Annotated in this window: 16 protein-coding genes; 15 read left to right on the top strand and 1 reads right to left on the bottom strand. The window is 61.9% G+C overall.

Translation table 11 applies throughout. From position 1 onward, the window contains the following. Positions 1 to 701: 701 nt before the first annotated feature. From CH276_RS28095 to CH276_RS29215, 12 genes are all read left to right on the top strand, one after another. Positions 702 to 977: a hypothetical protein gene (locus CH276_RS28095; RefSeq protein WP_141214633.1), complete on the top strand. Its 276-nt coding sequence runs from the start codon at positions 702 to 704 to the stop codon at positions 975 to 977. After that, positions 977 to 3,226 (top strand): FtsK/SpoIIIE domain-containing protein, encoded by a 2,250-nt coding sequence (locus CH276_RS00585; RefSeq protein WP_052049378.1) that lies wholly within the window; start codon positions 977 to 979, stop codon positions 3,224 to 3,226. Before CH276_RS28095 ends, CH276_RS00585 begins: the two co-directional genes overlap by 1 nt. A gap of 40 nt (positions 3,227 to 3,266) precedes the next feature. Then, positions 3,267 to 3,599 carry a hypothetical protein gene (locus tag CH276_RS00580; RefSeq protein ID WP_015586153.1) on the top strand — a complete coding sequence of 111 codons (333 nt, stop codon included), beginning with the start codon at positions 3,267 to 3,269 and terminating at the stop codon, positions 3,597 to 3,599. A 727-nt stretch (positions 3,600 to 4,326) separates the two neighbouring features. Then, positions 4,327 to 5,007, top strand: a complete 681-nt coding sequence (locus tag CH276_RS00570; RefSeq protein ID WP_052049379.1) for a hypothetical protein — start codon at positions 4,327 to 4,329, stop codon at positions 5,005 to 5,007. Next, positions 4,997 to 5,776, top strand: a complete 780-nt coding sequence (locus tag CH276_RS00565) for a hypothetical protein (RefSeq protein ID WP_015586156.1) — start codon at positions 4,997 to 4,999, stop codon at positions 5,774 to 5,776. Before CH276_RS00570 ends, CH276_RS00565 begins: the two co-directional genes overlap by 11 nt. A gap of 76 nt (positions 5,777 to 5,852) precedes the next feature. After that, positions 5,853 to 6,602 (top strand): hypothetical protein, encoded by a 750-nt coding sequence (locus tag CH276_RS00560; RefSeq protein ID WP_015586157.1) that lies wholly within the window; start codon positions 5,853 to 5,855, stop codon positions 6,600 to 6,602. Positions 6,603 to 6,680: 78 nt separating this feature from the next. Further along, entirely contained in the window at positions 6,681 to 7,112 is a 432-nt protein-coding gene (locus CH276_RS00555; protein ID WP_015586158.1) for a hypothetical protein, read from the top strand. A 36-nt stretch (positions 7,113 to 7,148) separates the two neighbouring features. Next, entirely contained in the window at positions 7,149 to 7,457 is a 309-nt protein-coding gene (locus CH276_RS00550) for a hypothetical protein (RefSeq protein ID WP_015586159.1), read from the top strand. 168 nt (positions 7,458 to 7,625) lie between these two features. Then, positions 7,626 to 8,516: a hypothetical protein gene (locus CH276_RS00545; RefSeq protein WP_015586160.1), complete on the top strand. Its 891-nt coding sequence runs from the start codon at positions 7,626 to 7,628 to the stop codon at positions 8,514 to 8,516. Positions 8,517 to 8,541: 25 nt separating this feature from the next. Further along, positions 8,542 to 8,709: a hypothetical protein gene (locus tag CH276_RS28300; RefSeq protein WP_155289036.1), complete on the top strand. Its 168-nt coding sequence runs from the start codon at positions 8,542 to 8,544 to the stop codon at positions 8,707 to 8,709. 145 nt (positions 8,710 to 8,854) lie between these two features. Further along, positions 8,855 to 9,421: a peptide deformylase gene (def, locus tag CH276_RS00540; RefSeq protein WP_015586162.1), complete on the top strand. Its 567-nt coding sequence runs from the start codon at positions 8,855 to 8,857 to the stop codon at positions 9,419 to 9,421. Between the two features lie 191 nt (positions 9,422 to 9,612). Next, on the top strand, positions 9,613 to 10,293 hold the full coding sequence (locus CH276_RS29215) for a helix-turn-helix transcriptional regulator (protein ID WP_015586163.1): 681 nt from the start codon (positions 9,613 to 9,615) through the stop codon (positions 10,291 to 10,293). Between the two features lie 12 nt (positions 10,294 to 10,305). Here CH276_RS29215 and CH276_RS00530 read toward each other — a convergent pair whose 3' ends face one another. Further along, positions 10,306 to 11,154, bottom strand: coding sequence for a UbiA family prenyltransferase (locus tag CH276_RS00530; RefSeq protein WP_015586164.1), 849 nt, complete (start codon positions 11,152 to 11,154; stop codon positions 10,306 to 10,308). 308 nt (positions 11,155 to 11,462) lie between these two features. Between CH276_RS00530 and CH276_RS00525 the strand changes: the two genes are divergently transcribed. From CH276_RS00525 to CH276_RS00515, 3 genes are read left to right on the top strand one after another with little or no spacing between them, the layout of a single operon-like run. Beyond that, positions 11,463 to 11,774 (top strand): MbtH family protein, encoded by a 312-nt coding sequence (locus tag CH276_RS00525; RefSeq protein WP_015586165.1) that lies wholly within the window; start codon positions 11,463 to 11,465, stop codon positions 11,772 to 11,774. Next, positions 11,746 to 13,053 (top strand): lysine N(6)-hydroxylase/L-ornithine N(5)-oxygenase family protein, encoded by a 1,308-nt coding sequence (locus tag CH276_RS00520; protein ID WP_441344164.1) that lies wholly within the window; start codon positions 11,746 to 11,748, stop codon positions 13,051 to 13,053. Before CH276_RS00525 ends, CH276_RS00520 begins: the two co-directional genes overlap by 29 nt. Next, on the top strand, positions 13,050 to 13,712 hold the full coding sequence (locus CH276_RS00515; RefSeq protein WP_202902192.1) for an FMN-binding negative transcriptional regulator: 663 nt from the start codon (positions 13,050 to 13,052) through the stop codon (positions 13,710 to 13,712). The genes CH276_RS00520 and CH276_RS00515 overlap by 4 nt, the downstream gene beginning before the upstream one ends. Positions 13,713 to 13,856: the final 144 nt, after the last annotated feature.

Raw genomic sequence — 13,856 nt, 5'->3', positions numbered from 1 at the left:
ACGTGACAACCGGCTTCCGTCGGCCCTTAGCTCGCGGATCCGCGAGGAGGAGCCCCACCCCAGGCCGGTCGGGGTGGCTTGCGTATACCGAATCTCGTGGCAGTCACGCCGACGCTGGGGTTGGCGGATGGACGTTGCCCGAGGGTGCGTAAGAGAGGAATCGAACCGCATCCGATGAGCAGTTGATGAGGCGCCGATGCTGCCGCGAATTGGTGGTTATATGCCCCGGATGTGGGAAGGTCGCTGCAAGCCTTACTCGCTTCGCATCGCCGTTTGCAGCGTACCCCCCATGTCAAGGGGTGTCGAGCGCACATAGCTGTTCCCGCGACGGTCAGTCGCAACACGGAACGCGACTTGCCCGTCCCCAATCGCACCCTCACCGATAGAGCACTGGTGACCGATCGGTGCGCCACTGATGGGGCCATGAACGCATGCGCTGCAGCGCGAGATGAAAGGTTGTCGGAAAAAGATTCACCGCGGCTGTCACAGAAGTCGACGCACCTGGATCTACCTGTTCTCGAGAAGGCACGACGAGACAGGGAGTCCCCATGAGCGCACCGACACGACTACACGTAGCGAGGGCACGTTCGAGGAGCAGTCGATCTACGGCCGGCCCCCTGAGTCCTGTCATCGATCGAGGAGCGCTGCCGAACTTCGCTCGGATCGAGACCCTCAGGCTCGACGATCCCACCAACCGGATCGTGACCCTCGCAACCACCGACGAGGTCTGGTCGCTCGTCGTCGAGTGGAATTCGAGCAACCTGCTCGTCGACACCGAAGACGAACGATTGATCAGACTTGTCGATGCGGCTCTCCGCGCTGCGCACTGCCAGCCTCACGCCGCGTGCCGTTTCACCCTCGACTACAACCCGACCCATCTCAACAACGAAGTCGGCCGACGCAGCGTGGCCTTGACCGCAACGATGCGCCCAACTTCCGGTGACGGGATCCTGATCACGATCACCCGGGATGCATGATGTGCGCGCTACCCAACCCGACTCAGGCACCCCTCGACGGATACCGGTCGCTACGTGATGCACCCTCGCTCGACCCCCAGAACAATCCGTGGATCCGCAACTGTGTGCTCTACGTTGCCGGTGGAGTCGTGTCGGCAGCACTGGGCCCGATCCTGAACCTCGACACAGCGATCGCATGGGGTGGAGCAGCACTCGGCGTCGGCGCGGGCGCGGCCGTCAGCTACAACGGCTATCGCGCCACGATCCGAGCCGAAGAGACCGATCGTGCGATCGAGCAGCTCTGCCGGCTGACCGCGTCACCGCCGACCCGTGATGTCCTGACGGCGACTCGGTGGAGCGGCCAGTGGCCCGGCCGTCCGGGCAGAATCACCGTCCGCTACCAGTCGGCCGCGCTCCTTCTCGACGAACAGTGGGAGCCCCGCGTCGTCGAATTGCTCTCCCAGCAGAGCTGGGGCCGGTACCGGATCCAGAAGCACAACACACGCAAACGCCGTCTCGTTCTCGTCCCGGACACACGGTCCGTCTCCGAGACGCATGTCTCGCCCGAACTCGTCAAAGCCACGCGCACGATTCTCGCGCTGCTAGGGCCGACCGGAAAGATCACCAGACACGAGACGGACCCGAGCACCGGGGATCTTGTAGCTGTCGAAGCCACCCATGAGGTCGGACATCGACTCGAGTCCGAGGGCTATCGGGCCCGAGTACAACGAGTAGTGAGCGTCAATCTGCCCGGTCGGTGGCGTGCTCGCTGGAACCTCGAAACGGACTGGGTGCGTTTCGAGGTGCGCCCGACCTTTCCGAAGAAGCTCTACAACCCGGCCGGCCTCGGCGACGCGGAATCCACGACCGATCTCGGCGACCTCGCGCACTCCGACTACGACTCGGTCGCGATTTCGTACGGCGAGGACGAGGACGGCAACCCCATGGTGTGGCGGCCGGCGATCGACCCACACTTCATGCTCGTCGGTGCATCCGGAACCGGAAAGACCGTCACCGCACACACCCTGCTGACACAGCTCACCGCGCACGGTTGGCCGGTATGGGTCGTCGACGGAAAAGGGGTCGAGTTCTTGGGCTTCCAGGACTGGCCGAATGTACAGATCGTCGCCAGCCACATGGAGCACCAGGTCGCGGTCATCTATCGGTTCTGGAATCTCATGGAAACCCGGTACTCGCTGATCGTCAACGGAGAAGCTACCGAGGCCGACTTTGAGCCCGTCGTTCTGTTCATCGACGAGTACGCCGACTTCCGAGGCAACCTGCTCAACTGGTACTCGAGCATCAAAGGTAAGGGTGATCCCACCAAGCCGAAGACCCTCCAGGAAGTGGCGTCGATCGGACGAAAAGGCCGCACAGCGAAGTGCCACATGGTGCTGGGAACGCAGCGACCCGATGCCGAGTACTTCGGCGGCGACATGCGAGACAACTTTCGCCAGCGCGTATCGATGGGCCGTCTGAGTCCGCAGGGCGCGTTGATGATGTGGGAATCGGCAACCACTGGAGTCGGTATCCCGCGCGGATGTCGTGGGCGGGCGACCAGTGTCAACGACCACAACCAAGCGGTCGAAATTCAGACCTACTTCACTCCCGACCCCCGCAAGACTGAGCCCGGGGCCGACGACGCAGCGGTGCTGGACCGCCTGCGTCCTCTCGAAGTGCGGCACGAGCGGTTGGTGATCCTCGACCCGGATCCCGGCGGCACCGTGGACGGCGACGAAGAGATCCGTTTCCATCACGTCTCCGGCGCGCCCTGGGCGCGCGCGTCGGACCATCCCAATCTCGATCCCGTCGCCAGGCGAAAGACGCGCGCGGACAGTGATTCAGCTCGTCGCGCATCGTCGCCGATGGCAATGCTCAATCTCGACACCCCCACCGTTCGCCAGCCCAAGCCCGACGCGCAGACGCCGAAAGAAAAAGCCGTGTCCGGCGTCCCGGGCTCTCCGATGCACAAGGACCGCCCGCACCTGCAGGTGGTCCCCGACGCCGGTACCGACGTCGACGACTGGGAGGGCTACGGCGAATCCGAAGACACTGCTCCGGTCGACCTCGTTGCCGGCGACCTAGTTCTCCTCGACGAGGACGCCGGGATCTGGGTCGTCGTCGACAACGAACCCGACATCTACGGAGACGAGTCGGGTGACGACATGGTCGGGCTGACCTGGCGTGGCGACGGCGACGACGAGGGGGTGCTCGACATTCCTCTCGACGCGACTGTTCAAGTTCGTCGCCCCCTTGCCCTCGCCACCTGAATCACTCTGCGACACACACGATCAGAAGAGGAACAACCACATGTCCCAACACGGCAACAACAGCAAAGCCCTCTCCGACGACGATCAGATGGCGCTGATCTGGATCGCCCCACTCGCAGCCACCATGGCTCTCGGATCCGCAGGCCTGTGGTGGTCGACGGCAATCGCCTGGCTGGTCGAGCACTCCATTCTGATCGCCAGCGAGGCATCCCCGATGGTGCAGATCCCAGCATCGGACGGTGCCGGGCTCGACGGTCGACGACTGATCATCGCTCTCGCCGTCGTCGTCGCCCTCGGTGCCGTCGCGATCAGCGCCGGCCGCTCGGCCTACTCAGCCCGACAGGCTCGACTGCACCGAGGAGACCGGGGATGAGAACGAAAGCCACCAGTGGTCGCCGCGCAGAACTACGCGCGATCGCGAGCAGAGAATCGTTCACGATGCCGCTCGGTCAGTGTGTCCGAGACAGCAACTGGGCCGCCCGCGAAACGGCGGTCGCAGAGCTGCTGCAGTCACGGATCCCACGTCTCGAACGGCGCCGGAAAGCAACCGTCGCTGCAGCGCATCTCCTCGAATCGTGCGAGACCTGCCCGCTCGCGGCCTTCGTCGCATGCCGCACAAGAGCCGAGGCAGATAGCTATACCGGCGTCGCGGCAGGCGGACTGTACGACCGAGGAACTCTCATCACCGAAGAAAAACGACCCGACGGTCTGGACGCGATGCACTCCCGCGAGGTAGTGTCCCCAACATCTGATGTGCGGTCTGACCAACCGCATCAACTGAAAAGGGATGCACCATGACTGACGTCGACGTGGTTTCGCGTACGCAAAACAATCTTTCCCCCGCACTGTGTGATGCAGTGCCCGATAGCAATACAATGAATCCTGACCGGAATACCGGTTCATGGAGTCGCTCGACGACGTCGAGGGGTGGTTCCTTCGGCCCGACGAGCGACGGCAGTGACGCTGCGCGTGCGCGACGTCGCTCCACTCCCGCGGCGGGATCTAACAGAACATCCCGCCGCGGGAGTGCCTCGTCGGTACCCTCCGGACCCGCCCGCCGCCACCTGCTGTCGTTGCGGCTCGGCGGTATGCCCGACCAAATGATCCTCGATCTCACGAAGCTCAGCCTCAGTGATGTGGAGACAGTCGCCAACCACAAATGCTTCGAGACCACCGCAAGCATCTCGAAAGCTATTCTCGACGTCACCTTCCACCCCACCCGGGGACGGGCGATGACCTTAGGTGTCGGAGCTCAGCGACGGATCCGGGCCCTCGTCGCGATGGGCTACTCGGTGCAAGCGCTGTCCGAACTGACCGGGCTGTCGGTGCCCAAGCTTTCGACGTTGCCATCGGATCAAGTTGTCCCCAGTGAACTCTGGTCCGTCATCAACGACGTCTACGACCAGATCTCCATGACACCCGGCCCCGACGAGCAGGTCCGGAATGCAGCCCGTGAGCAGGGATGGGCGACGCCTCTTGCTTGGGACGATGACGAAATCGACGACCCCCGAGCACGTCCACATTCGCCCCGAGGCATCCGCGGCGTGGACGAGGCGGCCGTCTACCGTCGCCTGTGCGGCGAATGGAGACTGCCGCTCACTCTTGCAGAGCAAGCCGAGATCGTAGGAATTTCGCTCCGTCGGCGGTGGTCAACCGAGCACCTGGCCGACGTACTCGGAATCGATCTCGACTCAGCGGTGAAAAAGAAGGTCCGCTACCGTGCCCGGATGGCCGTGCACGCCGCTCGCTCCGATGGTGAACGAGAAGCCGATGTTGCGTAGCGACTACGTCAGAAGTGTCGTGGTCGCTCTGGCGGCAGGCGTCCTATGGGCCTTGATCGAGGCGTCGTCGGCATCCTGGGCCAGCACTCAGGCATCAACTGCTGCGACTGTCGGCCGCGTCTCGATTGTCGCGATAGCAGTGATCGTCGGGGTAGCTCTGTCGGCCGCGCTGCGGACCACCGTCATCGCGGTGTGTGCACGGGTCGAGATCTCCGTCGACGAGGCGGCGCTGGGGACGAAAATTCCCGTCATCGTCTCCGGTGTCGTGTGGGGCGTCATCTCCGCTTTCGTCAGTACTCCGACGAGTGCGCCGCCGGCGGCAATGCTGTTCTTGGCTCTGGTAGTGCCCTGGATTGCGTGGATCGACCAACGCGTGCAACGGATTCCGACTGCTCTTGCGTATCTGGCCGCCAGCGGAACTGCAGCAATGATCTTGCTCACCGGTGTCGTTCACGGCACCTGGGGCGCGGTCGGTCGCGCCCTTCTGGCCGGCCTGGCCGCCGGCATATTGTTCTTCGCGCTTGCAGTGCTTCTGCGCGGCGGAATCGGTATCGGCGATGCGCGACTGGTGGTCTCGCTCGCGATGGTCCTAGGCTACGTCGGCTGGACATCCCTCGGTGCGGCGCTGGTGTTCTCGATCCTGACGGCTTTCGTCGGAGTGATAGTCGTGCGGGTCCTTCGAGCGATCAGATCCGAGCCTGCACGGTCGCATATCGCGCTGGGCCCGTACCTCGCACTCGGCACCGCGCTCACTCTCGTCGCATCCTGATCCGCCTGCGCGCAGTTGCGTCCTGCTTTTTCTTCCCTCCCCGAACTCGACAGCTCCCGAAGAGGTGATTGCCATCATGGCGAAGACACATCAGACCGCATGGACAGCCATTGCCGCAGCCGTGATGGTCGCTGTGGCGGCCGCGGCTGCCGTGGTGATCACGACGGATCACCACGAGGCCGACACTGCGCCACCACCACCCCAGGTCTTCCACGACGTCATCACCGTTGCGAGCCTTCTCGACGCCCTGCCCGTCGTCGACGATATCGACAGCACGGCCAGGTGGCCCGACGGTCAGCGCTTGGCGGAACTTCTCGTGCGGCCGCCAGGCAGCGATCACGGATGCGACACCAGGAACATCGCATTGGCAGCGGAGCTCGAGGCCGTCACATTCGCTGCCGGAACGGACAATTGCGTTGTGGCACAGGGCGTGTTGAATGATCCATACACCGGTGTCACCGTCGAATTCGATGCAGCATCTGAGAAAGATGCTGCAGCAAGCGATTACGTCTACCCGCTGGACGCGGCGTGGGCGTTGGGTGCTGCTGCATGGGCACCCGAACAGCAGCAACGCTTTGTCAGCGACGTACAGACCAACATCATCGTCGCCAGCGCGCAGGCAGTTGAACATCGAGCCCAACGTGGGCTTTCTCAGTGGCATCCGAGCAACGACGACCTCGCATGTGCATTTGCGGCGAAATATCTTCGTGTGGCGCAGACATACGCCTTGCCCATCACCCGCGGTGATGCTGTCGCGGCCACGCAACTCTGCGGTCTCGGCAACACCGCGGTGACAACTGCGGGCGAGACCGAACCGGCGAACTGACCACACGATCGGCCACACAAATCTCCTCCCCAAGAGGAAATGAAAGTCCCTCGCACACAACATGAAAGAAGGAATCTCATGCCCAAGACCGCCGACCAGGCCGATGCAACCACCCGCGAGATCCTCGGCCCGCAGTTCACCGCAATGCGCAACCTTGTCGAAGCAGCCGAGAACAGCCGGCAGAAGGCCGAAGCAGTCGCCAAAGCGCAGGCCGAACATGTCGACTCGACCGCCGAATTCATCGTGGCCTACGACGCCGCCAAAGCTGCAGGCTTCACCACCGCCCAACTGAAGAAGGGCGGCTACGTCCGGCCATCACTGAAGGGAGTCGCAAAACCGGCCACCAGCAAGAAAGAACCCACGCAGACCCCGCCGGCAGAAACCGCCGCCACCGGCGGCGAACCCCACGGGCACGACAGTGGGCAGCAGAACCATGCCGCACCGGCGTCGGAGGAACACCGGAGTGATCACCACAACGAGCACGGCGAGCACGACGCCATGGCGAGCTGACATGACATCCCGTCGACAACCAGAGGGGGCTGTGCGATGAGCACCGACCGAACCGACGCGATCACCCATATCGAGCTGGCCTGCGACGTCTGCGCGCTGGAACCCAGGGACGGGGGAGCGGGACCGCGGGGCGCATGGTGGGCGGTGGCCATGAAAGATTGCTGCGCCGGCGGACAGCTCATGGCCCACCTCGCGTGCGACGAGCACTTCTTCGATCTGATTTCACAGAAGCTGCCCGGCGTATGCACGAGTTGTGGCCACCTGAGCCGGACCCTGTCCGACGTCGTCGATGTCGCATGGACGATAGGAACCGGAACCGACCTGCCCGGCCGGCCGGGACGATGACCCAAGCTGTCGCACTGCTCGGTGGAGGCGTCCGCCGAGCGTGCACTTGCTGCAGCGCTGTCGAATACTTCGGCGGCGCTGCAGGTCGAGTCGGTACCGCCGCCCCCCGCGGGGCCGCAGTACCGACTCTGTATCCGGGACCGCAAGACCCCCTCCGGGTGAGGTCCGATGTCCTCCGCGCGCCGTAGTCGTAACCGCGTCACCCCAGACGGGGGCGCGTTCGACCCCGATCGAGGATCCAGCGGAGAGCTGGAGAAGAAGCAAGGGGTGGTGCTCCCGCACGCATCCTTCGCCGACCGAGCCGCGAATCGCGAGCATGCCCGCGGCCTCGATACCGACATCGAAGGACTGCCCGGTCTGACACGCGCGCGCCGCGACCTCGAACGCGCCTTCCCCCGCAACACCGCCGCGCCGATCACGAACGAACGAAAAAGACGTTCGCTGCCGGCCGCGATCGAACTCCGTCGAAGCCTCAGCGCCCGCCAGCGCAATGCGCGATCAGCCACCAAAAGGACTGTCGAGCAGAGCGTTCCCCGAGCCCAGCACCGTGCGATGAGCACACTGATCGGAGATCCAGAAAATTGGAAACGCACCAACGACGCATTGTCCGATGTCAACGGTGATGCAGTTCGGCTCGACGACGACCAGCGCCGCCACATCCAGAGAGTCGACCGCGCAATCCAGCGATACGAGCGTGAGTCCGGACGTGGACACCTGGTCTACACCGTTGTGAGCTTGCCCCACGCCGTCATCCATCCATCCGAGCTACCCGAGACCCTCTCACCCGGCTCGGTCATAGCTTTCGACCGCTTCACCGGCGCCCGCCACTCGATCCACGAACTCGACGCACACAGCCATCCGACGGACGCCGTATTCGAGATCCAAACAACACGAGGGCTGTACCTCGGAGCATCGGACAAGGGCGACGACACGAGCCACCTCCTCCCACGGGGCACCCGCTACCGAGTCGTCAACTCGCACTTCGTCCCCTACGAGCGACCAGGTCAGAGGGTCAGGGAAAGGCTCGTCGTGCAACTCGAAGACATCGACACGGACTGACCATCAGCGAAAGGAACAAACAGACATGCCCACCGAAAAGGCCTCACCGCCACCACACCGACGAGAACGCCGCGCACCATGGCAATTTCATCCAGACATCATGCCGCGCGCCGACTTTCGCGCCGTCCAAGCCGAAGACCCCCAGACCGGACCCATCGACGGAGCCATCGACACCGGCGAAGAATCGGAATAGAGACGGTCACTTGTCATGGGCCCTGCGCGATCGGATGCTCTCGTCGAGCCACTCCGCACCATGATGACGGCCACAAAACGTGATACGCGCCCAAAACAAACCTCATCGGTTGCTTCTAACGTAGCCAGGGTGGAGCATACGAGTCATGCCTGTCTCTGAACTTCTGCGCCTCGGCAATGCTCGACCAATCGTCCGATGGGGCGACCCTGTCCTGCACACATCGGCTCGACCGGTGACCGACTTCGGTCCTGATCTGCAAAGTCTGCTTGCCGATATGTTCGCGACCAATACTGCTGCGGACGGTGCCGGCCTCGCCGCTCAGCAGGTAGGCATCGACCTTGCGGTGTTCATCTACGATTGCAGTGACGAGACCGGGACACGGCGAACTGGTGTCGTCTGCAATCCGGTAGTCGAACTCGCCGAAGGAAACGATCGACACCTCATCGATTTCGGTGAAGGATGCTTGTCCCTCCCCGGCGCATACACCGACCTCGCACGGCCAGAGTTCTCTATCTGTCGAGGACAGGACCAGTACGGTAACCAGATCGAACTCAACGCAGGCGGCACGCTCGGGCGTTGTTTCCAACACGAAACCGATCACATCAACGGTATCGTTTTCGGCGACCGCCTCTCGAAGCGCAAACGTAAACAGCTCTATCGTGACCACGAGACGGTCTCTGAGCAGTACAGCAACGATTGGCCAACACGATAGATTCTGCTCCGGAAGCAGTGACCGCTCTGCTCCGCCTACCCACCCGGTGACGTCAAGACCTTCACGAAGCCTGACATTCATCTACACGAAACAGTAGGTCGAACCCTCAACGCATCCATGGCTCGCTATTGCACGGCAACGGACCATATGGTCTTGTATCCTGGGCTAGGGAACAGGAGTTCGGGGAACATATGCCTTACGCAATGGCTGCGGCGTCGCTACGGGCCGCGATTCCAGAGGTAGTGACGGCGTACAGAACCACTTTGCTACGCGAGAATAGTCCCCTCGGGATCAATCCGGGGGTGTGGTCACAGTGCCGCCGCCAAGCACTGGCAATCCTCAACGAGTGCGTAGATGCATTAGGCCTTCCCACGTCTTCGACTACTCGGTCGGCGATTCCAGACGAGTACACCCGGTTGCTCGGCTCGCATCGAGCCCTACAGGCAATACCGGCTTCGGAGTCCGTGCGAGCTGTGGAGATTCTGTGGTCATCCCTTGAGCCTGCAATAGAGCTGGCCGCCAAAGAGGCACCCTTGACACACCGACCTGGGGTCTGGAGACGCATCAACGCCGCTTTTCGCCTTGCTGCCGGTGGCCGCCTTCACACGGGCATGCTCAGCTACGAGGAGACCCGAGGCCATTTGAGGGACAGGCAACTTCGAGTGCTTGAGGCCGCGTCAGACGCATCTTTGACCAACCGGGAGCTTGAAGTCTTGGAGGCTGTGGCGTTCGCGATGACCAACCGGCAGATCGCTCGCACTCTGAATATTTCAGAGCTCACAGTCAAGCGGCATCTGTCCAACGCCTATCTGAAACTTGGGGCGTCGTCCCGTATGGACGCGTTGCACAGGCTATTCGGCAGCCGCATCTAGCGGCCCGCAATTTCATACCGCGCGCACCAGGAGGGTGCCGAGCATCGCGAGGTTTGCTGCGTACTGGGTGGCCATGAAAGCGCGGTACCCGCAGCGCCGTGCCTTCAGGTCATAGTCGTTCGCCCGCGCGCATAGCGCCATCACCCAGAGAGCTCCAGCAGTCAACGGCAATGTTCCGAACAGTGCGAGCGGTGCCCATAGCAGTGAGGCGATCGGTGCGCATACTCCAACGACAGTCGTTCCGAATATGGCCAGCCGCCGTGCAGAGCTGAGTCCACGTTGCGCTGCCAGAGTGCGCCTCCCACCAATGGCGTCCCCGTGGGCATCGGATAGGTCCTTCACGACCGCTCCCACCAACGCCATCCATGTTGCCATCGATGCGCAGAAGACTTGTTCCGTACGCCCAAATCCTCCGCCGCCGGCGGCCGCTCCGGCAGCATAACTTGCCCAGCCGAGGCCGAATATCACTACAGAAGAAGACAAACTCCAACGCTTGGCAGCCAGTGGCGGTGCCGAGTACACCCACCCAAGCGTCAGGAAGGCGAAGGTCCAGCACCACATCTCGCGCCCCGCAACTGCAGCCATCAGCAGGGCTGTGATCGCCGTAGCCACGCTGACCCACCGGGCTGTACGGACTGCCAGTTCCCCCCGCGCAATCGGTCGCTGCGACGCGTTTGCCACATCCTCAAGGACGTCAGTCACACCATTGAACAAGTACGTCGATATCACGACGGCCCACCAGGTCAACGCGCCGGCCGCTAATTGTCCGACACCGACAGGCCCTGCAGTCGCTGATACGCCGGCAATTCCAACCGCGAATCGAAGCAGATAGACACCTTGGACCTGCGGTCTGGCCTCCACGAAGCACAACCATGCATTTCTTGCGGGACTCGACGCGCCCCCAGGACGACCTACCTGTGTGCCGTGCTTGACCGACTCACACCGATACGACCACCCATCTGACACAGCCGGAGCCTAGCTGTCGCAGTGCACGAAGGTTTCTGCCCGGACTTGTCTTCGCTAAAACTACATCCAAAGTTGTAGTTTTCTGAGGTATTACCTACTCCCTTCGTGCCACAAAGGGGACCAACGTATTCGCTGCTAGGCAGACTCGACTGGTACCGAAATGCACAGCAGGCGTACTGCAACTCTCCGAGTAAGCGAGGACCATGAGCAATCCGTTCGACGATGAAGACGGCAGCTATTTCGTTCTCACCAACGAGGAGGGGCAGCACTCTCTCTGGCCGGTCTTTATCGACGTCCCGGCCGGTTGGTCAAGAGTGTTCGGCGAGGCCAAGCGGACTGCTTGTCTGGAGTACGTCGACACCCACTGGACCGATTTGCGCCCCAAGTCACTCGCCATTGCTCAGGCCGAAAACCGCAGCCAGACAACTAATGTCGGACCAACTATGCGGCCGGGAACGACCAATTCGGTTGAGGGCATCCCAGCCGATGCCTACCACAACGAAATTAGGTCGTAGCTCGATGGGAGCACAGTCAGGCTCGTCCGTCGCGGACGTTGTTGGGGTCGGTTTTGGACCCTCCAACCTCGCTCTCGCGATAGCTCTTCAAGAGTCCATCCAGCCCGGACCGGTGCCGGCAAAGTTCAGCATGAAGTTCTACGAGCTCCAGCCTCGTTTCGGCTGGCACCGTGGGATGCTCATGGAGGATGCGACCATGCAGGTCTCTTTTCTCAAAGACCTTGCCACCATGCGCAATCCGATGAGTCGGTATACGTTTGTGTCCTACCTCCGAGAGAAAGAGAGAATTGCTGAGTTCATCAACAGCAAAACTCTCTACCCACTGCGGGTGGAGTTTCATGACTACCTGGAGTGGGCAGCTAGCCAATTTCAGTCAAACGTCTCGTACGGGTCCGAGATCAAAGACATCCGACCAGTAGTCGAGAATGGCGTGGTGGAGTACGTCGATGTAGTCGGCCCAGATGACGTTGTTCAGCGGGCGCGGAACATCGTGATCGGAATGGGTTTGACGCCTCGACTTCCCGATGGTGTCAACAGATCTGAGCGGATCTGGCACAGCTCCCAACTGCTGGGCAGAGCAGCCGCAGTTACATACGTCCCTCAAAATTTTGTCGTCGTGGGCTCTGGCCAAAGTGCCGCCGAAGTTGCTGACTACCTTCATCGGACTTTCCCTCGCGCCAATGTGCACACCGTCCTGTCCCGCTACGGCTACAGCGTCGCCGATGACAGCCCGTATGCGAATGGAATTTTCGATCCGGAGGGAGTTGACCGGTTCTTCTCCGCTCCGACCGACGAGAAGCAGAGGCTCCTCGAATACCACGCCAACACCAATTACTCAGTGGTCGATCTCGATATTTCACAGTCGCTGTATCTCAAGAGCTACCAGGAGAAGGTCCTGGGCAAACAGCGGTTACGGATGATCAACACCTCGCGCGTCACATCCGTCGACGAGGACACAGACGGCGTACGGGTCGAGGTCACATCCTCGGCCACCGGTCTGACCCATACCATCGAAGCAGACGTGATCGTCTACGCCACCGGCTACCGGCCAAGTGACCCGGCACCGCTACTCCAGGGCCTGATGCGCGAATGTAAGCACGACGAGCAGGGACGGCTCAGCGTGGGACGCGACTACCGAGTGACGACGTCGGATGCGGTGCGCGCCGGTATCTATGTGCACGGTGCCAGTACCGAACACAGCCATGGACTTTCTGCTGGTCTCCTGTCCAACACTGCAGTCAGATCCGGTGAAATCGCCCAATCCATTCTCAGGAGATGACCATGTACGTCCCCCGGATCTACAAGGCAAGTGATCGGACATGGCTGCGCCGCGTGGTTGCGCAGTACCCTTTTGCGGCTCTGATCTCAAACGGCCCCAAGGCCCCGTACGCCACCCATTTGCCAGTCATCTGTGCTCCCTGCGCCCCTTCAGAGAGCGAGGACTTAGAAGGATCGACACTGTTTGGGCACATGAACCGGGCCAATCCCCACTGGGACTCGCTCGTCGACGGTGCGGATGCCCAACTTATTTTCACCGGGCCTCATGGGTATGTCACCCCAAGTGTCTACCAACGCGATTCTGTAGCACCGACCTGGAACTACGTCTCGGTACATCTCCGAGGAAAGCTGCAACCTGTTGCCGATTTCGAGGAGACGCTCAAGGTCGTTCAATTGACAGTCAGTACGTACGAGCAGAAATTCGGCAGCGGGTGGGAGATGGACAGTTCGCTGGACCACTACCGAAGGATCGGTCCGGCTGTGGGTGCATTCAGTTTTGAGGTGGAATCGGCGGATGGCATGTTCAAGCTCAGCCAGGAGCAGAACCTCGAGACCAGGCGACGGGTGGCGGACCACTTCAGCGCGAACCACGCCGGGCGAGGCAAAGAACTAGCTTCGTTCATGCGGGAGTACAGCCATGGTGACTACAACAACTTCTGATGGGGACATGTCGGACGCACCGACGGAACCCACGGCCCGGGAGCCTTTTGCGCCAAAAGAGCATTCCGTGCCCGCCATTTGTAAACCTTCAATTTCGCACCGGCTCAGCCATTTCGGCCTGGTCTGTTCATCGGTTTACGGATG

Origin of the sequence: Rhodococcus sp. 06-470-2, assembly GCF_002258235.1 — a bacterium.
GTDB lineage: Bacteria > Actinomycetota > Actinomycetes > Mycobacteriales > Mycobacteriaceae > Rhodococcoides.
The sequence above is the reverse complement of the archived record's forward strand: the minus strand, read 5'-3'. Positions and strand labels throughout refer to the sequence as shown.

Coding starts and splice junctions, on each gene's coding strand:
- CH276_RS00565 (WP_015586156.1), top strand. CDS start 4,997: ATGTTGCGTAGCGACTACGTCAGAAGTGTCGTGGTCGCTCTGGCGGCA.
- CH276_RS28300 (WP_155289036.1), top strand. CDS start 8,542: ATGCCCACCGAAAAGGCCTCACCGCCACCACACCGACGAGAACGCCGC.
- CH276_RS00545 (WP_015586160.1), top strand. CDS start 7,626: ATGTCCTCCGCGCGCCGTAGTCGTAACCGCGTCACCCCAGACGGGGGC.
- CH276_RS00515 (WP_202902192.1), top strand. CDS start 13,050: ATGACCATGTACGTCCCCCGGATCTACAAGGCAAGTGATCGGACATGG.
- CH276_RS00580 (WP_015586153.1), top strand. CDS start 3,267: ATGTCCCAACACGGCAACAACAGCAAAGCCCTCTCCGACGACGATCAG.
- def (WP_015586162.1), top strand. CDS start 8,855: ATGCCTGTCTCTGAACTTCTGCGCCTCGGCAATGCTCGACCAATCGTC.
- CH276_RS00585 (WP_052049378.1), top strand. CDS start 977: ATGTGCGCGCTACCCAACCCGACTCAGGCACCCCTCGACGGATACCGG.
- CH276_RS00520 (WP_441344164.1), top strand. CDS start 11,746: ATGCCTACCACAACGAAATTAGGTCGTAGCTCGATGGGAGCACAGTCA.
- CH276_RS00560 (WP_015586157.1), top strand. CDS start 5,853: ATGGCGAAGACACATCAGACCGCATGGACAGCCATTGCCGCAGCCGTG.
- CH276_RS29215 (WP_015586163.1), top strand. CDS start 9,613: ATGCCTTACGCAATGGCTGCGGCGTCGCTACGGGCCGCGATTCCAGAG.
- CH276_RS00525 (WP_015586165.1), top strand. CDS start 11,463: ATGAGCAATCCGTTCGACGATGAAGACGGCAGCTATTTCGTTCTCACC.
- CH276_RS00555 (WP_015586158.1), top strand. CDS start 6,681: ATGCCCAAGACCGCCGACCAGGCCGATGCAACCACCCGCGAGATCCTC.
- CH276_RS00570 (WP_052049379.1), top strand. CDS start 4,327: ATGATCCTCGATCTCACGAAGCTCAGCCTCAGTGATGTGGAGACAGTC.
- CH276_RS00550 (WP_015586159.1), top strand. CDS start 7,149: ATGAGCACCGACCGAACCGACGCGATCACCCATATCGAGCTGGCCTGC.